At 72.6% G+C, this 22,091-nt stretch carries 19 protein-coding genes, 1 tRNA gene and 2 pseudogenes; 9 read left to right on the plus strand and 13 right to left on the minus strand.

Annotated elements, in window-relative coordinates:
- Positions 1-223, plus strand: a pseudogene (locus ABD976_RS11625) (TRM11 family SAM-dependent methyltransferase); the annotation flags it as partial.
- Positions 224-470: 247 nt separating this feature from the next.
- Positions 471-1,622: pseudogene (locus ABD976_RS29615) on the plus strand (recombinase family protein); the annotation flags it as partial.
- Positions 1,623-1,799: 177 nt separating this feature from the next.
- Here ABD976_RS29615 and ABD976_RS11635 read toward each other — a convergent pair.
- Together ABD976_RS11635 and ABD976_RS11640 are read right to left on the minus strand one after the other, a co-directional pair.
- Entirely contained in the window at positions 1,800-1,988 is a 189-nt protein-coding gene (locus ABD976_RS11635; RefSeq protein WP_345361749.1) for a hypothetical protein, read from the minus strand.
- Between the two features lie 124 nt (positions 1,989-2,112).
- Positions 2,113-2,198: transfer RNA gene (locus ABD976_RS11640), tRNA-Leu, on the minus strand.
- Between the two features lie 120 nt (positions 2,199-2,318).
- Between ABD976_RS11640 and ABD976_RS11645 the strand changes: the two genes are divergently transcribed.
- Together ABD976_RS11645 and ABD976_RS11650 are read left to right on the plus strand one after the other, a co-directional pair.
- Entirely contained in the window at positions 2,319-3,674 is a 1,356-nt protein-coding gene (locus ABD976_RS11645) for a M20/M25/M40 family metallo-hydrolase (protein WP_345361752.1), read from the plus strand.
- A 30-nt stretch (positions 3,675-3,704) separates the two neighbouring features.
- A complete protein-coding gene (locus ABD976_RS11650) occupies positions 3,705-4,673 on the plus strand; it encodes a tyrosine-type recombinase/integrase (protein ID WP_345361755.1) in 969 nt (322 codons plus the stop codon).
- Here the strand turns inward: ABD976_RS11650 and ABD976_RS11655 are convergent.
- Together ABD976_RS11655 and ABD976_RS11660 are read right to left on the minus strand one after the other, a co-directional pair.
- Positions 4,659-5,363, minus strand: coding sequence for a VOC family protein (locus tag ABD976_RS11655; protein WP_345361758.1), 705 nt, complete (start codon positions 5,361-5,363; stop codon positions 4,659-4,661). The two genes, ABD976_RS11650 and ABD976_RS11655, sit on opposite strands and share 15 nt — an antisense overlap.
- An 80-nt stretch (positions 5,364-5,443) precedes the next feature.
- Positions 5,444-5,800 (minus strand): hypothetical protein, encoded by a 357-nt coding sequence (locus tag ABD976_RS11660; protein ID WP_345361761.1) that lies wholly within the window; start codon positions 5,798-5,800, stop codon positions 5,444-5,446.
- A gap of 62 nt (positions 5,801-5,862) precedes the next feature.
- On the opposite strand from ABD976_RS11660, the gene ABD976_RS11665 reads away from it, so the two are divergent.
- The 3 genes from ABD976_RS11665 to ABD976_RS11675 all read left to right on the plus strand — a co-directional run bounded on the left by ABD976_RS11665 (position 5,863) and on the right by ABD976_RS11675 (position 9,010).
- Complete coding sequence (locus ABD976_RS11665; RefSeq protein WP_345361764.1) at positions 5,863-6,657, plus strand: glycerophosphodiester phosphodiesterase family protein; 795 nt, start codon at positions 5,863-5,865, stop codon at positions 6,655-6,657.
- 123 nt (positions 6,658-6,780) lie between these two features.
- Positions 6,781-8,187, plus strand: coding sequence for an MFS transporter (locus tag ABD976_RS11670; protein ID WP_345361767.1), 1,407 nt, complete (start codon positions 6,781-6,783; stop codon positions 8,185-8,187).
- A 484-nt stretch (positions 8,188-8,671) separates the two neighbouring features.
- Positions 8,672-9,010, plus strand: a complete 339-nt coding sequence (locus ABD976_RS11675; RefSeq protein WP_345361770.1) for an RNA polymerase-binding protein RbpA — start codon at positions 8,672-8,674, stop codon at positions 9,008-9,010.
- A 60-nt stretch (positions 9,011-9,070) separates the two neighbouring features.
- Here the strand turns inward: ABD976_RS11675 and ABD976_RS11680 are convergent, their stop codons facing one another.
- The 4 genes from ABD976_RS11680 to ABD976_RS11695 all read right to left on the minus strand — a co-directional run bounded on the left by ABD976_RS11680 (position 9,071) and on the right by ABD976_RS11695 (position 14,301).
- Complete coding sequence (locus ABD976_RS11680; protein ID WP_345361773.1) at positions 9,071-9,865, minus strand: polyprenol monophosphomannose synthase; 795 nt, start codon at positions 9,863-9,865, stop codon at positions 9,071-9,073.
- 55 nt (positions 9,866-9,920) lie between these two features.
- Positions 9,921-11,411 carry an apolipoprotein N-acyltransferase gene (lnt, locus tag ABD976_RS11685; RefSeq protein WP_345361776.1) on the minus strand — a complete coding sequence of 497 codons (1,491 nt, stop codon included), beginning with the start codon at positions 11,409-11,411 and terminating at the stop codon, positions 9,921-9,923.
- Between the two features lie 451 nt (positions 11,412-11,862).
- Positions 11,863-13,482, minus strand: coding sequence for an amidohydrolase (locus ABD976_RS11690; RefSeq protein ID WP_345361779.1), 1,620 nt, complete (start codon positions 13,480-13,482; stop codon positions 11,863-11,865).
- A gap of 132 nt (positions 13,483-13,614) precedes the next feature.
- A complete protein-coding gene (locus ABD976_RS11695; RefSeq protein WP_345361782.1) occupies positions 13,615-14,301 on the minus strand; it encodes an FxsA family protein in 687 nt (228 codons plus the stop codon).
- A 121-nt stretch (positions 14,302-14,422) separates the two neighbouring features.
- Here ABD976_RS11695 and ABD976_RS11700 point away from each other — a divergent pair, with 121 nt between their 5' ends.
- Complete coding sequence (locus tag ABD976_RS11700) at positions 14,423-15,502, plus strand: GDSL-type esterase/lipase family protein (protein ID WP_345361785.1); 1,080 nt, start codon at positions 14,423-14,425, stop codon at positions 15,500-15,502.
- 182 nt (positions 15,503-15,684) lie between these two features.
- Here ABD976_RS11700 and ABD976_RS11705 read toward each other — a convergent pair whose 3' ends face one another.
- The 4 genes from ABD976_RS11705 to ABD976_RS11720 all read right to left on the minus strand — a co-directional run bounded on the left by ABD976_RS11705 (position 15,685) and on the right by ABD976_RS11720 (position 18,656).
- The gene (locus tag ABD976_RS11705) at positions 15,685-16,389 is read right to left on the minus strand and encodes a class I SAM-dependent DNA methyltransferase (protein ID WP_345361788.1); all 705 of its coding nucleotides are present in this window, start codon (positions 16,387-16,389) and stop codon (positions 15,685-15,687) included.
- A gap of 269 nt (positions 16,390-16,658) precedes the next feature.
- Positions 16,659-16,988, minus strand: a complete 330-nt coding sequence (locus ABD976_RS11710) for a putative quinol monooxygenase (protein WP_345361791.1) — start codon at positions 16,986-16,988, stop codon at positions 16,659-16,661.
- A gap of 49 nt (positions 16,989-17,037) precedes the next feature.
- Positions 17,038-17,478 (minus strand): Lrp/AsnC family transcriptional regulator, encoded by a 441-nt coding sequence (locus ABD976_RS11715; RefSeq protein ID WP_345362522.1) that lies wholly within the window; start codon positions 17,476-17,478, stop codon positions 17,038-17,040.
- Positions 17,479-17,504: 26 nt separating this feature from the next.
- The gene (locus tag ABD976_RS11720) at positions 17,505-18,656 is read right to left on the minus strand and encodes a M24 family metallopeptidase (RefSeq protein ID WP_345361794.1); all 1,152 of its coding nucleotides are present in this window, start codon (positions 18,654-18,656) and stop codon (positions 17,505-17,507) included.
- 304 nt (positions 18,657-18,960) lie between these two features.
- On the opposite strand from ABD976_RS11720, the gene ABD976_RS11725 reads away from it, so the two are divergent.
- Positions 18,961-19,881, plus strand: coding sequence for a 5'-3' exonuclease (locus ABD976_RS11725; RefSeq protein WP_345362524.1), 921 nt, complete (start codon positions 18,961-18,963; stop codon positions 19,879-19,881).
- 977 nt (positions 19,882-20,858) lie between these two features.
- Here the strand turns inward: ABD976_RS11725 and ABD976_RS11730 are convergent.
- Positions 20,859-22,067 (minus strand): GNAT family N-acetyltransferase, encoded by a 1,209-nt coding sequence (locus ABD976_RS11730; protein WP_345361797.1) that lies wholly within the window; start codon positions 22,065-22,067, stop codon positions 20,859-20,861.
- Positions 22,068-22,091 lie beyond the last annotated feature (24 nt).

Here is a 22,091-nt window from a genome sequence, read left to right on the forward strand (position 1 = left end):
GATCATCGCCTGCGGACAACGCGCCGGACTCATCCCCGCAGAACGCTGCGTCGCCCTACTCGCCCGCGCCACCGACACCGAACTCATCGCACGCGGCTCCTTCTTCCAACGCGACTTCATCCGCAAACAACGCGACGCCGGACTACCCCTCCACCTCATCGCACACGAAGACGTCATCATCTTCCGCACACCCTCAGCGGAAGAAACACCGCAACACCAGTAGCACTTTTCCTATTGGGCACACCGCAACATCCAACGCCGGAAATATCGAGCTAATATAGGGCACCATTCGCGTGCCCCGTGCCGACGAGAAGCAGACGGGGACCCATGGCGCGAGAAAACACCAAGAGAAACCACTCCAGGAAGATTCGAGTAATACTTCCCGGCAGCCCGGCGATCACACCGCAAGCAGCCCACGCACTCCTGAGGATCATCAGGAAGCACGTGGCGCACAAGCAGGAAGAAGAACGATGAGCAGAAAGTTCGCCTTCTACGGGCGGGTGTCCACCGAAGACCAGCAGGACCCCGAAGCGTCCCGGAACTGGCAGATCTCACGAGCCCGGCAACTCGTCGATGCACACGGCAGCGTCGTCGAGGAGTTCTTCGACATCGGCCAGTCCCGCTCCCTGCCCTGGAAACGCCGCCCCGAAGCGTCCCGCCTCCTGGCCGCGCTGAGGAACCCGGAACGGGGCTTTGATGCCGTGGTCGTGGGAGAACCGCAGCGCGCCTTCTACGGCAACCAGTACAGCCTGACCCATCCCGTCTTCGAGCACTACGGCATCCAGCTGTGGGTACCCGAAGTCGGCGGCCCCATCGATCCCACCTCCGAAGCCCACGACCTCATCATGGGCGTCTTCGGCGGGATGTCGAAGGGCGAACGCAACCGCATCAAGATCCGGGTGCGCAGCGCCATGCACTCCCAGACCGAGATCGAGGGCCGCTACCTCGGCGGGCGCCCGCCGTACGGCTATCTCATCGCCGACGGCGGCCCGCATCCCAACCCCACCAAAGCAGCCGACGGCAAGCGCCTGCACCGGCTCGAGCCCGACCCCGTCACGGCCCCCGTCGTCGAGCGGATCTTCTCCGAGTATCTCGACGGCATCGGGATCTACGCGATCGCCGAAGGACTCACCCGCGACGGCATCCCCTGCCCCAGCGCCCACGATCCGGCGCGCAACCGCCACCGCTCCGGCGTCGCCTGGTCCAAGGGCGCCATCCGAGTCATCCTCAACAACCCGCGCTACACCGGTTTCCAGGTCTGGAACAAGCAGCGCAAGCACGAAGCCCTCATCGACGTCGACGACGTCGCCCTCGGACACCGCACCCAGCAACGGCACAACACCCCGGATCAATGGGTCTACTCCGCCGAGCCGACCCACCAGGCCATCATCACGCCCGACACCTTCACCCGAAGTCGCGACATCGCAGCCAGCAGGGCCCGTGGCAGCGCACACCGCACCCGCACCCGGGTCCACCACCGCTACGTCCTACGCGGACTGCTCTACTGCGGGCTGTGCGACCGGCGCATGCAGGGCCAGAAGAGCCGCCACCAGCTCTACTACCGCTGCCGCTACACCCAGGAATACGCCCTGGCCAACACCGTCGACCACCCGGCCAACGTCTACCTGCCCGAACACGGCATCCTCGGCGCACTCGACGACTGGATCGCCACCAGCCTGCAACCGCCCCGGCTGGAACGGACGCTCGACGCGCTCACCGCGGCCGAAGACACCGGCCCGGACCACAGCGCCCACGCCGAGACCCAGCGCATCATCGACGACTGCGACACCAAGCTCGTCTCACACCGCCGGGCCCTCGAAGCCGGAGCCGACCCCGCGCTGGTCACCGAATGGATCCGCGAAACCCAAGCCCGGCGCACCGAAGCACTCGCACGCCTCCGACCAGCCACCGAGACGCGAAAACTCGACCGCGACGAGATCCGGGCGCTCATCACCAAGATCGACAACACCCGCGACCTGATCCACCACGCCGACCCCACCGACAAGGCCCCGCTCTACCACCAGCTGGGCCTACGCCTGACCTACCACCCACACAACGACACAGTCCGAGTCGACATGATCGTCGACCCGGACCGGTTGGGGTTATGGTGCGTGTCGGAGGGGGGACTTGAACCCCCACGCCCATTAGTAGGGCACTAGCACCTCAAGCTAGCGCGTCTGCCATTCCGCCACTCCGACGCCCTCGGGGCGGCCCGTGTTCCCGGGCTGCCCCGCTGTGTTGTGCCACTAGATTAACCTACCGCCGCCCGGGTCCCGCAGGCACCCCCCTGATCGCGTGCCGGGTGGTAGAAAAGCCTGGTGAGTGAGCACAGCGACCCCAGCGCCAGCACTGACCAGGACGCCGGGCTGCGGCGGGCCGAGGACGAGGTCGTGGAGCTGGCCAGCGACCTGATCCGGATCGACACCACCAACACCGGCGACCCGGCCACGGTGGTCGGGGAGCGCGCGGCGGCGGAGTACGTGGCCGAGAAGCTCACCGAGGTGGGCTACGAGGTGACCTACGTCGAGTCCGGGGAGCAGCCCGGGCGCGCCAACGTGATCGCCCGGCTGCCCGGCACCGATCCGTCCCGCGGCGGGCTGCTGGTGCACGGCCACCTCGACGTGGTGCCCGCCGACCCGTCCGAGTGGTCGGTACATCCCTTCTCGGGCGCCGTGCAGGACGGGTACGTGTGGGGGCGCGGCGCGGTCGACATGAAGGACATGGTCGCGATGAGCCTCGCGGTGGCGCGGCGGTTCAAGCGGGACGGCATCGCTCCGGACCGCGACATCGTGTTCGCGTTCCTCGCCGACGAGGAAGCGGGCAGCTTCCACGGGTCGCAGTGGCTGGTGGACCACCGGCCGGAGCTGTTCGAGGGCTGCACCGAGGCGATCAGCGAGGTCGGTGGCTTCTCCGTGACGCTCAAGGACGGCGTGCGGACCTACTTGGTGCAGACGGCTGAGAAGGGCATCCGCTGGTTGAAGCTGCGGGTGCGGGCCCGCGCCGGGCACGGCTCGATGGTGCACCACGACAACGCGGTCACCCAGCTGTCCGAGGCGGTGGCGAAGCTGGGCAGGCACCGCTTCCCGATCGTGCTGACCGATTCGGTCCGCGAGTTCCTCGACGGCGTCACCGAGCTCACCGGCTGGGACTTCCCGGAGGACGACATCGACGGCGCGGTGGCCAAGCTCGGCAACCTCTCCCGCATCGTCGGCGCCACCCTGCGCGACACCGCGAACCCGACGATGCTCACCGCCGGCTACAAGCACAACGTGATCCCCTCGGTGGCCGAAGCCGCGGTGGACTGCCGCATCCTGCCCGGCCGGGAGGAGGCCTTCGACCGGGAGCTCGCCGAGCTGCTCGGTCCCGACGTGGAGCGCGAGTGGGTCGAGCTCCCGCCGGTGGAGACCCGGTTCGAGGGCGCGATCGTGGACCGCATGTCCAGCTCCCTGCTCGCCGAGGACCCGGCCGCCACCATGCTGCCGTACATGATGTCCGGCGGCACCGACGGCAAGGCGTTCTCCCGGCTGGGGATGCACTGCTTCGGCTTCGCCCCGCTGAAGCTGCCCGCCGGGCTGGACTTCTCCGCGCTGTTCCACGGCGTCGACGAACGGGTACCGGTGGAGGGCCTGCGGTTCGGCGTGCGGGTGCTCGACCGGTTCCTCCGCGAGGCGTGATCGGCGACGAGCTGACGAGGGAGGCGCGTGGTGACCGGATCGGTCGCGCACTGGATCGAGTCCTACTTGGAGCACGTGCAGGCCAGGAAGCTGGCGGCGAACTCGTTGCGCGCCTACCGGCGGGACCTGGAGTCGGTTGCCGGTGAGCTGGCCGAGCTCACCGGCGACTCCGGGCTCCCGGTCGCCGACCTGGACCCGGCGGTGCTGCGGTCGGCCTTCGCCCGCTTCGCCGCGAGCCGCTCGGCGGCCACCGTCACCCGCGCCTGGTCGACGTGGAACGGCCTGTTCGGCTTCCTGGTCGTCGAAGGCGCGGTGGCGGGCAACCCGATGCAGGTCGTCCCCCGGCCCCGCAGCGCACCGCCCGCGCCGAAACCGCTGCAGGGCGAGGACACCCCGGAACGGCTGCTGCGCACCGCCGCCTCCGACGGGCGCAAGGCCCGCAACCCCTGGCCGGAGCGCGATGTCGCGGTGCTGGCCACGCTGCTGTGCACCGGGGTGCGTTCCGCCGAGCTGCTCGCGCTGCCGGTCTCGGCGCTGGCCGGCCGGGTGGGCGACCGCCGCATCCAGGTGCGCGGCAAGGGCGGCAAGAACCGGTCGATCCCGATCGAGGACGACCTGGACGAGCTGATCCAGCGCTACTTGACGACGCGGCGCGCGCGCTTCGGCGGCAGGCTGCCCGGTGATGCCGCGCTGTGGGTGGACCACCGCGGCGAGCCCATGCGGCGCGGCGGCTTGCAGTACCTGGTCAACCGGACGTTGCGCGCGGCGGGGGTGTCCGACCGGGTGCAGCGGGGCGCGATGGTCCACGCGTTGCGGCACACCTTCGCCACCCGGCTGGCCGAGGACGGCGCCAACGCCGCGGAGATCGCCAAGCTGTTGGGGCACGCCTCGATGAACTCCAGCCAGAGCTACATCGACGTCACCGCCCGCGAGCAGCGCCTGTCGGTGCGCGCCAACCGCACCTTGCGGGTGCTGGGCGAGCTGTCACCGCGCGGCTGATCCGCCCCAGCGCTCGACGGCGGCGAGCCCGATGGTGCCGTCGAGCGAATCGGTGACCAGCAGGACCTCGCCGAGCACCGGGTGCGCGCGGCGGCGCGCGCTCGCGCCGAGCTCCACCGCCCGGTCCTGGGCGCCGGCGAGGTCGGCCACCGCGAAGTAGCAGAGCCAGCCCGCTCCGGCGGCACCGTCCGACCGGCCCGCCAGCGGCCGGTCGTCGACGAGGTAGTCGGCCCCGGCGGATCCGGCCCCGGCGGATTCGGCACCGGGGTAGTCGGCACCGGGGGATTCGGCGCGCACCGCCCAGTTCAACGTCTCCGCCCAGAACGCGTCCGCGCGCCCGGGATCGGCGGTGGCCAGCTCGACCCAGCACGGTTCGCCGGGGCGCGGGCGCGGGGCGTGCGGGCCGTGCTGGGCGCGTCCCCGCACCACCAGCGCGATGGCGTCCTCCGGACCGGTCAGCGAGCCGTCGTGGGCGGCTCCGGCGAACACCGGGCGCCAGCCGTTCGGCTCCCCCGTCCTGGGGGTGCGCACCGACGCGCAGCGCCGCTCCCCGACCCAGCAGTCGAGGGCGCCGTCATCGGACGCCACGGGCACCCAGCCCAGCAGGTCCTGGTAGCGCAGGACCGATGCCAGGGGGTCGGCGGTGAGCAGCTCGGCGCGGCGCAGACCGCGGGCGGGGCTTGGCAGCACGACGTCGTTCCTCAGGTTCGGGGAAGTCCTCATCCTGTCGTCGGAGGCGATCGGCCACAAGGCTCCGATCGTCGGCACCCCTACCGCAGCCGTTCGAGCTCCCCGACCATGTCGACGACCTGGGCGGCCAGCTTGCGCAGCTCCTCGCCGTCGGCCCCGTCGTCGGCGGCGGTGACCACGTCCTCGGCGGCGCAGCGGAGCTGGAACATCCGGTCCTGCAGGTCCGCGAGCTCGGCCGCCGAGAGCACCACCGCGTCCTCCGGCAACCCGGTGCGCTGCACCGCGCCGCGACGTTCGTAGGCGCGCTGGCGGCAGGACTGCGCGCAGTAGGTCCGCGGTCGTCCCTGCTTGGCCGCCTGCGGGATGCGGCGTCCGCACCAGGCGCAGTGCCGGGCGGTGGGGGTGCGGTCGGGGAAGGCGGCGGGCGGCGGTTCCACGGTGGAGCACGCTAGCGGGACCCGGCTGGGCGGCGGAACCGGCACGCCGGTCGGGCACAGTGGTGGGCGTGACGCATCCTTTCCTGCTCGGTCCGTGGCCCCGCGCCTTCGCCCACCGCGGGTGGCACCTGGACGAGCTGCACGGCATGGAGAACTCGCTGAGCGCTTTCCGCCGGGCCGCGGCGGAGGGCTACCGCTACATCGAGACCGATGCGCACGCCACCGCCGACGGCGCGGTCGTGCTGCACCACGATCCGACCCTGGACCGCACCACCGACGGGCGCGGCGCGATCCGGCGGCTGCCGTGGTCGGCGGTGCGCACCGCGAAGGTCGGCGGGGTCGAGCCGGTCTGCCGCCTCGAGGACGCCTTGGAGGAGCTGCCGGAGACCTACTTCAACATCGATGTGAAGGCCGACGAGGCGGTGGAGCCGGTGCTGCGGGTGCTGGCGGCGCACGACGCCTGGGACCGGGTGTGCTTGGCGTCGTTCGAGCAGCGCCGGCTCGACGCGCTGGTGCGTTCGGCCGGGCCCGGCCTGCTCACGTCGATGGGCAGGCGTTCGGTGGCGCTGCTGTGGGCGGGTTCCCGGTGGGGCGGCTGGCCGTTGCGGCGCCTGGTGACGGGTGGCGCGGCGCAGGTCCCGCCCGGGTTCGGACCGGTCCGGGTGGTCGATCGGCGCTTCGTGCGGCAGGCGCACCGCTGGGGCATCGAGGTGCACGCCTGGACCGTCGACCACGAACCGCGGATGCGCGCGCTGCTCGACCTCGGGGTGGACGGGCTGGTCACCGATCGACCGGACGTGCTGCGCGACGTGCTGCGCAGCCGCTACGGCCGGACCCAGCCCGATCTGCACGCGTGAGCGTCGGGCGCGGACCGATTGCGTGGAACTACGCATTGTCGTCGCCGCCCGCCCCGGTGCGACCCTGGAGCCAGTACAGTCCGCTTGCCCCTTTCAGGTGAAGATCGCGGAGGACCGGACGGTATGGGCGTGACGGACAGCGGACTCCCCCCGGATGCGGGGCGGCGCCGCCGGGAGCAACGCGGCTGGTGCTGGTACGACTGGGCGAACTCGGTGTTCCCCACGTCGGTCACCACCGTCTTCCTCTCGCTCTACCTCACCTCGGTGGCCACCCGCGCCGCCCAGGCCGACGTCGCCCGCAACGGCCCCGACGCTTGCCCCGCGGGCGACGCGCTGAGCCGGTGCGACATCTCGCTGTTCGGCCTGGCCTTCCCCGCCGGATCGCTGTGGGGGTACCTGCTGTCGGCGGCGACCGTGATCCAGGTGCTGGTGCTGCCGATCACCGGGGCGATCGCCGACCGCACCCAGCGCAAGCGCACCATGCTGGCCGCGTTCGCCTTCGGCGGGGCGCTGACCACCGGGCTGCTCGCGCTGGTCGCCGGGCAGAACTGGCAGCTCGGCGTGGTCCTGTTCGTCCTCGCCAACATCTGCTTCGGCGCCTCGGTGGTGGTCTACTACTCGTTCCTGCCCGAGATCGCCGACGCCGACGAGCGCGACCGGGTCTCCTCGCGCGGCTGGGCCTTCGGCTACCTCGGCGGCGGGCTCGCCCTGGGCCTGCACCTGATGATCTACCTCGGGCACGACGCGGTCGGGCTCGGCGAGGACGCCGCGGTGCGGCTGGTGTTCCTGTCCTCGGGCGTGTGGTGGGCGCTGTTCACGCTGCTGCCGCTGGCGGCGCTGAAGGGCCACCGGCCCGCCCCCGGGGCGGCACCGGCGGCCTCGGCGATCACCGGTGGGTTCCGCCAGCTCGCCACGACGCTGCGGGAAGCGCGGCTGTACCCGCTGACGCTGGCGTTCCTCGGCGCCTACTGGATCTACACCGACGGCATCTCCACCGTCACGCAGGTCTCGGCCCAGTACGGCAACCTGGAGCTGGACCTGCCGCAGGACTCGCTCATCATCACGTTGCTGATCGTGCAGTTCATCGCGTTCGTGGGCGGGATCCTGCACGGGATGGCGGCCCGCCGGATCGGCGCCAAGAAGACCATCATGATCAGCCTGTGCCTGTGGCTGGTCGTGCTGGTGGCCGCCTACTTCGTCCAGGCCGGGCAGGAGTTGCAGTTCTACGGGCTGGCCGTGGGCATCGGCCTGGTGCTGGGCGGCACCAACGCGCTGTCGCGCTCGGTGTTCAGCCAGATGGTGCCACCGGGCAAGGAGGCCGAGTACTTCTCGCTGTACGAGGTCGGCGAGCGCTCGACGTCCTGGCTGGGTCCGCTGGTCTTCGCCGGGATCGGTCAGGCGACGGGCTCATTCCGGCTGGCCATCATCTCCCTGGTGGTGTTCTTCGCGGTGGGGTTGGTGCTGGTCGCGCTGGTGCCGGTGCGGCGGGCGATCGAAGCGGTGGGTAACCGGCCACCCACGATCCTCTGACGGGGGTCATGCGCAGGGGGTAATCGGGCGTGCTCACCGTGCCCGCCGGGAGGCGTTGCTCCATGCTGGTGACGTGATCAACAGAGGTCATCTGCGCTGGCGGAATATGCCGGTACGCTGCGTCGTGGCGGCAACACAGCGAGGTTCGTTACGCGGCGTAGTGAGTTCACTTCGTTGTCACACGTGCGTGATCGTGATTTCCATCCCACTAGCCCAACAACTACCCACCCACGTTTGGCTTAAGTGACACTTCGTCTGGCACTATCACCCGTTCGAACGCACGTTGAGATTGCCCGTGGGATAACGCGTCACGAACGCCGGACGACAGCATCTCAAGGGAGAAGGACGTCGTTGACGGGTGAACAACGTCACCGACGGCTACCAAAAGCATCACACCGGGAACAGACGCCGGGCCCACCGTCGTTGCACTCGGTGAGCACAACCGCCCGGGTACGCCGCCCGGGCCGAAGTGAAAGGAACCGTCATGGCCGATCGCGTTCTGCGTGGCAGCCGGCTCGGAGCGGTCAGCTACGAGACCGACCGTAACCACGACCTCGCACCGCGCCGGACGGTGCGCTACGCCTGCCCCAAGGGCCACGAGTTCGAGGTGCCGTTCTCCGACGACGCCGAGGTCCCGCCGACCTGGGAGTGCCGCCTGCACGGCACCGAGTCGAAGATCATCGACGGTAGCGAGCCGGAGCAGAAGAAGGCCAAGCCGCCGCGCACCCACTGGGACATGCTGCTGGAGCGGCGCACCATCCCGGAACTGGAAGAACTGCTCAACGAGCGGTTGGAGCTGCTGCGCGCACGGCGCGGCGCCTGACCGGCTCCCACCACCGTGGAGCGCCTGGGTCGACGACCCAGGCGCTTCGTGCTGGCCGCCCTACCGCCGGCCGCGCAGCAGGCCCCACACCTGGCCGCCGCGCCGCTGCACACCCCACTGGGTGACGCGCACCAGCGCCTCGCGGACCACCTCGCCGCTCATCTTCGAGCTGCCGTTCTCGCGCTCCACGAACGTGATGGGCACCTCGACCACGCGGAACCCGGCCGCCACCGCGCGCCACGCCAGGTCCACCTGGAAGCAGTAGCCCTGCGAGGCGACGTCGTGCAGCTCGACCGCCTCCAGGACCTCGCGCCGGTAGACCCGGTAACCCGCGGTGATGTCGTGGATGCCCACGCCCAGCGCCAGCTTGGCGTAGACGTTCGCGCCCCGGGACAGGAACTCCCGGTACCAGGGCCAGTTCACGGTCTGCCCGCCCGGCACGTACCGGGAGCCCAGCACCACGTCGGCCGACGCCCCGTCCGGCCCGAGCATCTCCAGGAGCCTCGGCAGGTCCTCCGGCGCGTGCGAGCCGTCCGCGTCCATCTCCACCACCGCCTCGTACGAGCGGCTCAGCGCCCACTCGAAGCCCGCCACGTACGCGGCGCCGAGCCCGGCCTTCGCGGTGCGGTGCAGCACGGTGATCCGCTCGTCGGCCGCGGCGAGCCGGTCGGCGACCGCCCCGGTGCCGTCCGGGCTGCCGTCGTCGACGACCAGCACGTGCGCCGCGGGGGTCGCGTCGAGCAACCGCCGCACCACCGGTTCGATGTTGTCCCGCTCGTTGTAGGTGGGGATCACCACCAGCACCGAGTCCGGAACGGCCGCGGCAGCGCCTTCGTGGGCTCGCCGGTTCGCCATGCATGTCCTCCCGGCCGACCTCCCGGTCGGCCCGCTCGCTTCGCTTCGGCTGCGCTCAGCCCTTACCGCCGCGCCGGGGCCGCCACGTGAACAGCAGGGCGCCCGCGCCCAGCGCCACCAGTCCCCAGCCCGGTGCGCTGCCCAGCATCGTGGCCACGGTCCGCTCGGAGCGCAGCGGCACCTCGGCGCTCAGGTTCTCCGCGGTGAACAGCTCGGTCTGCTGCGCGACGGTGCCGTCCGGGCGGACGATCGCGCTGACCCCGCTGGTCGCCGCGACGACCACCGCCCGGCCGTGCTCCACCGCGCGCAGCCGCGACATGGCCAGCTGCTGGTAGCTCATCTCGGAGTGGCCGTACCAGGCGTTGTTCGTCGGCACCGCGAGCAGCGTCGCGCCCTCCCGCGCGGCGCCCCGGTAGACGTCGTCGTAGGCGACGTCGTAGCAGATGCCGACACCCAGCCGGACCGGTCCGACGTCGAACACGCCCGGCTCGTCAGCGGCGACCATGTCCTCCCGGAACCGGTCGACGAACGGGCTCACCAGCCGCGCCACCGGGCGCATCGGGATGGTCTCGGCGAAGGGCACCAAGTGCTGCTTGACGTACTCCTCGGCGGCGCCGCGCCCCGGCTCCCACTCCACCACGCGGTTGCGGAAGCCGCCGTCGGCGTCCTCGCTGAGACCGCCGACGACGAGCGGGACGCCCAGCCGGGACGCCAGGGCGTCGAGCTCCGGATCGACGCGCTGCGGTCCCCAGTCCCCGATCTGCTCCGGCAGCACGACCAGGTCCGGCTCGGCCACCCGGCCCGCCTCGATGTCGTCCGCGAGCCGGTGCGCCGCCCGGAGGTGGTTGGCCCGCAGCTCGTCGTCGGCGTAGAGCAGCCCGAGCCCGAGGTTCGGCGCGTTGCCCTGCACCACCGCCACGCGCGCGGTGCCCTCCTGCGGGGCGGTGCCGATCGAGGGCAGCACGGCGAGCCCGCCGACGACCGGGACCAGGACGGCGGCGAGCCCACCCGCCCAGCGGCGGGGCGACTGCCGGATCCGCAGCGCCACCAAGGCGATCCCGCTCCCGGACAGCGCCACCGCGAAGGTCACCAGCGGAGCTCCGCCGATCGAGGCCAGCGGCAGGAACAAGCCCTCCGCCTGGGTGAATGCCAAGCGCCCCCAGGGGAAACCGCCGAAGGGCACGCTGGAGCGCAGCGCCTCGGCGGCGACGAAGACGGCGGCCATCCAGACCGCGGCTCCGGGCAGCCTGCTGACCCGGGCCATCGCGGCTCCGGCGAGGCCGAAGAACAGCGCTTCGACGAGGACCACCCCGAGCCAGGGCCACGGTCCGAAGTCGGCCCCGAGGAAGTCCTGCAACCAGCCCAGCAGCGGCAGCAGGAACGCCGCGCCGAACAGCAGGCCGAAGCCGAAGCCGGCCCGGGCCCGCCGTCCGACGACCGCGAACGCCAGCACCGCGAACGCCGGCGGGGCCAGCCACCACAGCTCCCGCGGCGGCGAACCGGCGTAGAGCGCGAAGCCGGCCACCGCGACCGCCAGCAGGCGCACCGCGAACGCGAAGGGGGATCGTCCTCCGGACCCGCTTGCTGACTGCGCGCGGCGGGAGGCACTCGCCGTGGGGACAACCACCCGATCAACCTACTCGGTACCTGCGGGCCGGGGGCGGACGCCCGGCCGGGACGTGCAACTCGACGTGCGCGGTGCGCACCCGCCAAATGTACGCCGGTGCGGTGCGCGGGGGCCGCGGGCGGTGACCTCCGCTACCGGCGGCAGGAGCCCGGGCGCGCGCTCCTGCCGATCTCCACCGGTTCGAGTGATGCGAAAAGGTGTTCGAAGAGGTCACTCTGGAGCCATGACCAGAACCGCCGGTACCGGCCTCCCGCAGCGCTCCCGACTCCCGATCGCGCCTCCGCACCGCGCGCCCCGCCCCGACGTCTCCGCGCCGACGAGGCGGGACCGACCGCCGGGTGCGCGCACCGGGCCCGCACCACCGGGCGGATCAGACGATGTCGTCGTCCTCGGGCTCCCGCACGAAGATCGTCTCGCCGCGCAGCACCGTCCGCAGGCACCGGGGCAGCCGGGCCTCGGGCGACACGTCGGGCAGCGCGGGCACCCCGGAACGGGGGTCGGTGGACCACCGCTGGACCCGCGAGTCCGAGGTCGCCACCACCAGTTCACCGGCCTCCCACACCGCGTAGGTGGCCGGTGCCCCGGGGACCAGCGTGCCGGTCAGACCGTCGTCCACCCCGGCCGCGCGCCAGCCGCCGCGGGTGTGGGCGTTGAACGCCGCGCGCGGCGAGATGCCGTGCCCCTCGGTGCGGTGGTGCACGGCGGCCCGCACCGCGGCCCACGGTTCGAGCGGCGTCACCGGGGCGTCGGAGCCGAACGCCAGCAGCACGCCGTCGGCGGCCAGCCGGGAGAACGGGTTGAGGCGGACGCCGCGCTCGCTGCCGAGCCGCCGGGCGTACATGTCGCCGGGTCCGCCCCAGGTCGCGTCGAACAGCGGCTGCACCGACGCGACCACGCCGAACTTCCCCAGCAGCGCGGCCTGGTCCGCGTCGATCATCTCGAGGTGTTCCAACCGGTGCCGCGCGGCGGCCAGCGCGGGCACCCCGAGGATGTCGGCCGCCCGGCGGAACCCCTCGCAGACCTCGGCCACGCCCGCGTCCCCGATGACGTGGAAACCGGCCTGCATCCCGGCGCGGGTGCACGCCACCAGGTGCTCGCACACGGCGGCCGCGTCGAGGTAGAGCACCCCGCAGGTCGCCGGTTCGTCGGCGTAGGGATCGCGCAGGGCCGCCGTGCGGGAGCCCATCGCGCCGTCGACGAACAGATCACCGGCGAGGCCGTGCGCGCCGAGCTGGGAAGCCCGGTGCACCGCCCCGAGTTCACCCCAGTACCCGACGACCTCCGGCACACCGCCGCGCCGGGACAGCGCGAGCAGGTCCGCGAGGTCGTCGGCGCCGGAGATGTCCGGGCCCGCGCACTCGTGCACGCAGGCCACGCCCTGCGAGGCCGCGTGCCGCAGGAACGCCGACTGCGCCTCCCGGCGCTGCCCGGGCTCCAACGCGTCGCGGGCGGCACGGCGGACGTGGTGGTGGGCCACCCGGGTCAGCGGGCCGTCCGGGCTCCAGCCCTCGGCCTCGCGGGCCAGCGGCGTCTGCTCGACCAGCGCGGTGGACACCAGCGCGGAGTGGACGTCGATGCGGGAGAGGTACACCTGGGCGCCGCCCGAGGCGGTGTCGATCTCGGCCCGCGTCGGCGGACGGCGCTCGGGCCACCACGTCTCGTCCCAGCCGTGCCCCCACACCAGCGTGCCGGGGTACTCGGCCACGTGATCGCGCAACGCGTGCAGGAACTCGGTGAGCGAGGCGCAACCGGTCAGGTCGAGGCCGTTGAGGAGCAACCCCGTGGAGGTGGCGTGCACGTGGGCGTCGACGAAGGCCGGTGCCACGAACGCCCCGGCGAGATCGACCACCTCCGCGTCGGGGTGCAGTGCTCGGCCGACCCCATCGGAACCGACCCAGGCGATGACGCCGTTGGTCACCGCCATCGCGGTGGCGTCGGTGTCGGCGGGCGAGTGGATCCGACCACCGAGCAACAACGTGGTGTCCGACATGTCCTTGGTGTTTCCCTGTTCCGGGTGTTCGTCAGCGCAAGTCGTGGGCGGCCGGGGCGTGCGAGGTCCGGCCGCGATCGTTCTGACGAGCTTACCCGGCTGCCCTCGGACGCCGACGCGACGCCGACCCCTCTACCGGCGCCGCTCGCCCTCCGAGCGCCCTGCCTGCGCAGACGAGTCGGGCGGCAGCACCCGAGGTGCCTCGGACCGCTCCGGACCGGACTTCCCGCTGCCGGAGCCGGACTCGTCGTCCTCGGTGACCGAGACCACCTCGCCGTCGATGACGTCGCTTCCACCGGCGGCGGAACGGGAACTCCCGGTGGCCCCGGAACTCCCGGTGGGCCCGCCCTGGCGGGGCACCCCGAAGCCGGCCTGCCCGAACCCGTCACGCCCGAAGCCTTCACCCCCGAAGCCTTCACGTTGCGCCCGCTGGGCGTGCAGCCAGAGCTGGTCCTGCATCTGCTTGCTGCGCCGCTCGGCGGCCCGCAGCATCCGCTTGCGCACCAGCGCGCGGGTGGGCGGGAAGAGGAACAGCAGCCCGGCGACGTCGCTGACCAGGCCCGGGAGGATGATGAGCAGCCCGCCCGCGGCGATCAGCACGCCATCGGACATCTCGCGGTCCACGGGGCGGCGCGCGCGAGCCGCGTCGCGCATCTCGGCGAGCGTGCGGCGGCCTTCCCGGCGCAGCAGCCAGGTGCCCAGCACAGCGGCGAGCACCAGCAGGCCCAGGGTCGGCAACAGGCCGATCGCCTGGCCGACGCCCACGAGCACGCCGATCTCGATCACACCGGCGACGAGGAGCATTACGAGGATCGGCACGGTGTCGGCACCCTCCTGTCGATGGCTTGCACCCGGTACAACGTCGGAGACCCGACAAATGCTCCCGTTCTGGACGAGGCGCTGAACACGCCCCCCGGCCAGCACAATAGACTCCTGGCCGATGCGGGCGCAGACGACGAGAACCCTCAGCTTCTTCCTGGTCGGGAGCGTGCTTGCGCTCGCCTTGCTGGTCAGCGACCGGTACCTCCCCGGCGTTCCCTTGCAACCCAAACAGCTCCCCGAAGCCGTGGTGACGATCGGGGACAGCACCCTCGCGGGCGAAGGGGGCGGCAACTACGAGCCCGGCACCAATGGCGAGAACGGCAACTGGTGCCACCGCTCCCCCGCGGCGCCGGTCCACCAGCTCGACCTGCCCAGCACGGTGACCAGGATCAACCTGGCCTGCTCCGGCGCGAAGACCGATCTGCTGCGCGCGGAACCGGTGCCGGGCCACGCGGAGGGCTCCCAGATCAAGCAGCTCGCCGAGGTCGCGCGCCAGTACCGGGTCACCGACGTCATCGTGCAGATCGGTGCGAACGACGACCCGGGCTTCATCAACGTGGTCAACAAGTGCGTCGAGGCGTGGGCCAGGCAGGCGCCCGGTGGTTGCTCCGAGCAGATGCGCGGGCAGTGGCCGGAGCGGCTGGAGCGGATGCAGCCGAAGGTCGCCGCCGCGCTGGCCGACATCCGCGCCGCCATGGACGACGCCGGGTACCTGCCGCAGAGCTATTCCCTCGTCGTCCAGTCCTACGCCTCCCCGGTCGGCCCCGACATCCACCCGGAGCTGCAGAACCTGTCCGGCTGCCCGTTCCTGACCAAGGACCTGCGCTGGATCCAGCAGACCGGCGTTCCGCAGCTCTCCGAGGCGCTGCACGAGGTCGCCCGAGGCGCCGGGGCCCGGTTCCTCGACCTCTCCCGCTCGGCGGCCGGGCACCACGCGTGCAGCGGCGATCCGCAGACCGCCGAGGGCGAGTGGTTCACGCGCCTGACCGTGGATTGGGAGAGCCTCCAGGACGAGCGCCGCGCCGGGCACGCGATGCAGGAGTCCTACCACGCCAACGCCGCGGGGCACGCCGCCCTCGGCGACTGCCTGAGCGAGTTCCTCCGCAACGAGGAGCAGCATGCGGTGTGCCTCGACGACGGCCAGGGCGGGCTGGAGGCGGTGCCCGGTCACGTCGCCGCCGAACGGACGCACCCCTAGGCACCACCGACCCTTCCGCCCGGGACTGTGGAACCACGACGCGGGCATCCCTGCGCACCACGGGCCCCACGGGTTGCGCGGGTGGCACATCCGCCCCGGACGCCCGCCGCGCGGGTGCGCCCGCAGGCGGCGCGGTCGCAGGCGGCGCGGTCGCAGGTGGCGCGGTCGCGCGATCCACCGCCTCAGCCGGGCGCGACCGCGCGGACGTGCAGCAGCAGCGGTTCGGCGGTGAGCACCGAGAACGTCTCGGGATCGAGCTCGCGCAGTTCCGGCAGCGGCTGGGGCTCCTCGACGGCCTCCACCGCGAACCCGGCCTCGCGCAGCGCGCCGAACACGGACGCCAGGGGCCGACGGTAGAAGGAGACCTCGATCCGCTCGCCGCCGATGGTCCAGGTCTCGCCGACGAGTGCCGTCGACCAGTAGTCGGCGCCCCCGTGGCGCCGCCAGTCGAAGGACGGGTGGTGGATCGAGAAGACCAGCGCCCCGCCCGGTGCCAGGCACCGGCGCAGCTCGGCGAGCAGCGGTCCCCAGTCCTCGACGTAGTGCAGCACCAGCGAGGCGATCACCAGCTCGACGGAGCCGGTGGGCACCGGGACCGGCGGCCGTCCCAGGTCGGCCACGGCGAACCGGGCCGCCGCACCCACCCGGCGCCGGGCCAGTTCGACCATCCTGGGTTCGCGGTCGAGCGCGATCAGGTCCGCACCGCGCGCGACGAGCTGCTCGGAGAGCACCCCGGCGGCGCAGCCCAGTTCCAGCACCGGGACATCCGCGAGATCGCCGGCCAGGCCCAGGATCGCCGGGCGGTCGAGGTAGGCGTTGACGGATCCGTCCTCGGAGTGCTTCGCGTAGGACTCGGCGAAGTCGTCGTACACCGCGTTGGTCAGCACCAGCGGGACACTAGTCAGTCCCGGTCCGCCCGGACAGCCCCGGACGACCGCCGCACCGCACCGGCCAGGGGCGGTCACCTGCGCCGTCCCGCGCCGTCGGCCGATGCACCGTCGGCCGATGCGGTGCGCCGCCCCGCGACCGGATCGGTACCACCACATCCGGCAGCGGGGCGGGCCCCGACAGCCTCCCGAGGACGGATCAGCCCCCGGGGACGGTCAGCGCCTCGGAGACGGTCAGCTCCTCGGGGTCGGTCAACCCCTCGGGACGGTCAGCTCTCGGGGACGGCCATCTCGCCGAGCAGCGACCAGTCCTCCTGGTCCACGTTGACGTTGACCACCCGGGGCGTTTCGACGAGGTGCGGCGGCAAGGTCCGCTGCGCCTTGCGGAAGTGGTCGGACTGCACGTGCGCGGCACCGGCCTCGCCGTCCCGGAACGCCTCGACGAGCACGTACTCGTTCGGGTCCTCGAGACTGCGGGACCAGTCGAACCACAGGCAGCCGGCTTCGGCCCGGGTGTCCCGGGTGAATTCCGCGGTGATCTCGGGCCACCGGTCGGCGTCCTCGGGCTTGACCCGGAACTTGGCGGTGATGAAGATCATCGGGATCCCTCCTCTGATGCGTGGTGCACGTCCGCGATGCCTGGTCGTGTCAGATCGCGGGCGGGCGGTTCTCGAACGGGGTGGACAGCACGACGGTGGTCCGGGTGGAGACCTTGGCCGCCTCCCGGATCTGCCGCAGCAGCTCCTCCAGGCCCAGCGGGGACGCGACCCGCACCTGGAGGATGTACGACTCGTCCCCGGCCACCGAATAGCACGACTCGATCTGCGGGAGGTGTTCGAGGCGCTGCGGGTAGTCGTCCGGTGCGGCCGGGTCGATCGGGGTGAGCGAGATGAACGCCGTCATCGGCAGCCCGATCTGGTCACCGTCCACTCTGGCCGCGTACCCCTGCAGCGCGCCGCGCTGCTCCAAGCGCCGCACTCGCTGGTGCACGGCCGAGACGCTCAGCCCGACCCGCTCGGCGAGGTCGGTGAAGCTGCACCGGCCGTCGCGGGCGAGCTCGCGCAGGATGGCGCGGTCGGTGGCCTCCAGCTCGGGCGCGTTGCCGGACTTGTCGCTCACGCCGGTAGCTCCACCAGCTCGTGCGGCTGGTTGTTCACGCTCTCGACGCCCTCGTCGGTCACCACCACGATGTCCTCGATCCGGGCGCCCCACCGCCCCGGCTGGTAGATGCCGGGCTCGATGCTGAACGCCATGCCGGGTTCGAGCGGCAACCGGTTCCCGCCCACCACGTACGGCTCCTCGTGGACGTCGAGGCCGATGCCGTGTCCGGTGCGGTGGACGAAGAACTCGCCGAATCCGGCGGCGGCGATGGGTTCGCGGGCGGCGGCGTCGATCGACTCCGCGGTCGCCCCGGGGCGCACGGCCTCCACCGCGGCGCGCTGGGCGGCCTGCAGCACCGCGTAGGTGTCGCGGACGTCGGACTGCGCGGGCGCGCCGATCGAGTAGGTGCGGGTGCAGTCGGAGTTGTAACCGGCGGGGATCGGCCCGCCGATGTCGACGACGACCACGTCCCCGCGTTCGATCACCCGGTCCGACAGGGCGTGGTGCGGGCTCGCCCCGTTGGGCCCGGAGCCGACGATGACGAAGTCGGCGTGCGTGTGACCTTCGGCGACGATCGCCGCGGCGATGTCGGCACCGACCTCGGCTTCGGTGCGACCCGCGGTGAGGAACTCCGCCATCCGGGCGTGCACGCGGTCGATCGCGGCTCCCGCCGTGCGCAGCGCCTCGATCTCCGCGGCGTCCTTGCGCATCCGGAGCTGGCGCAGCACCGGTCCCGCCAGCAGCTGCACGGCGTCCGGCATCACGTCGCGCAGCGGCATCGTGTGCAGCGCCGGCATCGCGTCGGCGACGGCGAGGCGGCGCGGCGCGCCGGAACGGCGCAGCAGGTCCGCGACGATGGCGTGCGGGTCCTGCCCGTCCACCCAGGTGACGACCTCGATGCCCAGCTCCTCGGCGGGGACGTCGGCGTAGCCGAGCTCCTCCAGCTTCGGGACCACGAGCGCGGGCGCCGCCGACCGCCCGGCGGCAGGCAGCACCAGGCAGCTCAGCCGCTCGAACGACTCACCACCGGCGCCGATGAGGTAGCGCAGGTCGGAACCGGGCGAGATCAGCAACGCATCCAGGTTCGCCGCGGCGGCGGTGTCGGCGGCCTTGTCGAGGCGAGCCGCGAGCACGGACGGGTCCTGCTTCATCGAGACGGTGGCCATGACCCCAGCCTAAGGGGTCCTTTCCGGAAGCGGCGGGCCGCTCGTGGTGCGCCCGATCGAGTGACGGTGCGGCTCCGGCGCGGCGGGCCGCGAAAGCCCGGAGCGAGGCGGCGTGCGGGATTCCGCCTCCCGCAGCGAATCCGAAAGCCGTTCGGGAGGCATTCCCGGCGCCGTACCGGTTTCCCGGCGGTGGTCCCGCCGGTCAGCGGCGCCCCGCCGGTGCTGCGCCCGCGGGACGTCCGGCGGGGAGCGGAGCGCATGTCAGGGCGGCGTGACAAGCTTGTCGACCGTGACTGGTCCTCTGATGCTGGTGGATTCGGCGGGGCTGTGGTTCCGCTCGTACTACGCGCTGCCGGACTCGCTGACCTCGCCCGACGGGATCCCGGTGAACTCGGTGCGCGGCTTCTGCGACATGCTCGCCAAGCTGATCGCCGACCGGCGGCCCGGGCGGTTGGTCGCCTGCCTCGACGCCGACTGGCGCCCGCAGTTCCGGGTGGACGCGCTGCCGTCGTACAAGGCGCACCGGGTCGCCGAGGCGGATCCGGCGGAAGAGGAGGTGCCCGACGCGCTCTCCCCGCAGATCCCGGTGATCATGGAGGTGCTCGACGCCGCCGGGATCACCACCGCCGAGGCGACCGGCTACGAAGCCGACGACGTCATCGGGGCGCTGGCCGAGCGCGAGCAGCGCGATGCGGTGGAGGTCGTCACCGGTGACCGCGACCTGTTCCAGCTCGTGCGGACCGGCCCCACGCCGGTCCGGGTGATCTACATCGGCGCCGGGCTGGCCAAGGCGCAGGACTACGGTCCCGACGAGCTCGCCGAGCGGTACGCGCTCTCGGCCGGCCGAGCCGGGGACGACTACGCGGACATGGCGGTGCTGCGCGGCGATCCGTCGGACGGCCTGCCCGGGGTCGCCGGGATCGGTGAGAAGACGGCCGCGAAGCTGATCACCCAGTTCGGCTCGCTCCACGGGTTGCTGACCGCCGCGCGCGACCGCCACCCCGGGCTGACCCCGCGCCAGCGCGGCAAGCTGGCCGACGCCGCCGAGTACCTGGCGGCGGCCCCGGCGGTGGTCCGGGTGGTGCGCGACGCGCCGGTCGAGCTCGACCGCGAGGACGACGCGCTGCCCCGCGACGCGGTGGACGTGGAGCGGCTCGCCGACCTCCAGCGGCGGTGGGGGCTCGGCACGAGCGTCGACCGGCTCCGCGACGCACTTCTCGGCTGAGCCTGGTCCGGGTGGGCGCCCACCCGGACGGTCCCAGGATCGCTTTCGCCGATGGTGTGCGTCGCGGGACCTTAACGGCCGCTGCGCCGAGGGGGCGCCGATGTCGGGCGTCGCGGCCGTCCTCGTGCGGGAACCGCTGCGCCACGGCGGTGCCCGGCGCACAGCGGCTCCGCCGCTTCGCGACGGGATCCCTAAGCCGGGACCGTCCGCCGTGCCGCCTTCGTCCGATATCCGACCCAGAAACCGACCACTCCCGCGCTGACCACCGCCAGCACGCCGACCACGTGGAGCATTCCTCGTCCTTCCCGATGGGGGCGCTCGGCGCCACCAGGAACTCGAACATCACTCAGGGTGAGGTTCTCCCGCGACGGGAACGTTGCCCGGCGATGACGGCAGGGGAACATCCCCGCAGCTGTCCGGGCGTGAGCGCCGGGACGCGGGACACCGGCCGCCGCGTTCCACGCGCAGGCCCTCACTTCACTCGAACGAGTTTAGCGGTGCGGAGGAGCCGCCCCGCTCGAGGACATCGCCGACGCCCGGCGCGGCACCAACTCCGCCGGGTGCTCGGCACGCGGTGACGTCCGCTCCGCGACGTCCTCTCCGGGAGCGGGCCGCACGACCCGACGTCTAGGTACCGTACGGGACCGCTACCCGGGCGCGCGGTGGGTGCGGAGCCCCGGGGACGGCTGCGCGAGTCCGCGGGTCGTGCGGCCCGCGAGCCCGGGCGAACGTTCTCCGCGGCCGTGGCCGCACCGAGCGGCGCCCACCGGCCACGCGTTCCCGCGTGCGGAACCGGGCCACCAAGACGTCCTGTGTGGACCGGGCCCGATGCGGCCCCGGAGGAGTTCCGGTGCGCGACGCGCCGCAGCACCCCCGTGCGGCGGTCCGTTCCAGGAGCGGTGGCCACCCGAGGAACCGGCCACCGCGCCCCGCACTCGCGCGCGCGTCCACGGCCCGAAGGGCGCCACCGGGTGCGCTCAGAACGGGGTGCCGCACCACGGCACGACGTCGGTGGTGAACAGGTGGTCGGCGCCGGGCAGCGCCGCCGGCTCGTGCACCTGGACCCGCCCGGCCGCGGCCAGCGCCGACACCGACACGTCACCGAGGTACAGGGCGGCCAGCGCGGAGACGTCCATGCTGAGCTGGGGGCGCTGCTCGGTCCGCTCGACCTCCTCCGGCCCGATCCGGTAGGTGCCCTCGTTGTCGGGCAGGAACCGGTCGTGGACTTCGACGAGGACCGGTTCGGCGGCGTTGAACGTCCGGGCGCGCAGCGCCGCCGCCACGTCCACCAGCCGCACCCACAGGTCGTCGCCGACCGCGGTGGTGCGGCAGGCGCGGCGATCCACCATCAACCACTCCACCGGCTCGTCCAGCGGGCGGTCCACCGCCACGATCCGGTCGGTGAGATCGCGTTCGAACAGGAACCGCCACAGCTCCGCGGCCGCGATGGCGTCGCCCGCCACCAGATCGCGCACCTGGAGGGTGACCGTGCCGTCGTCGAACCGGTGGTCGCGGCTCTTGGGCTCGTAGCGCAGGAAACCGTCCGGGACACCGGCCGGGTCGTAGTGCACGACCGCCACCGCGTCCCGCGGCGCCACCGCCAGGTTCATGTCCCACCACGCGTCACCGCGGACGATGGACCCCGGCCGGACCAGCCCGAGCCCCCGGTACACGTCGGGCAGCACCGTGCGGGCGGCTTCCGGTTCCAGCAGGTCAATCCGCCCGCCGCGCGGGGCGTCCGGGCGCAGCGCCGCGCGGAACCGGTCCAGCGAGACCGTCCGGGACCGGGTCGCCACGCCGTAGCCGAAGCGCTCGTAGATCACCGCTTCGGAGGCGTGCAGCATCGTCACCGGCTCGCCGCGTTCCCGGGCGTCGTCGAACTGCGCCCGCATGAGGCCGGTGAGCACCCCGCGGCGGGTCCGGTCGGCCCGCACCCCGACACCGGTGACCGCCCCGGCCGGCACTTCCGCCCCGCCGGGCACCGCCAGCGCCGAGGTGCCCGTCAACGCGGTCCCCGCCAGCTCGCCGTCGAGGAAACCGCCGAACACCCGGCCGGGCTCGGACGTCCGCGACACCGACTGCCACATCTCGTCGGTGACCGGGGGCAGGTTCAACGCGCGCATGAACAGGTCGCGGGCAGGGCGGAACTCGGTGTCGGCGAGGGGCCGGAACTCGTGTGCGTGCACGTCCCCGATCCTGCCCGGCCGGAC

Source organism: Saccharopolyspora cebuensis, from assembly GCF_039542665.1.
GTDB classification, from domain to species: Bacteria; Actinomycetota; Actinomycetes; order Mycobacteriales; family Pseudonocardiaceae; genus Saccharopolyspora; species Saccharopolyspora cebuensis.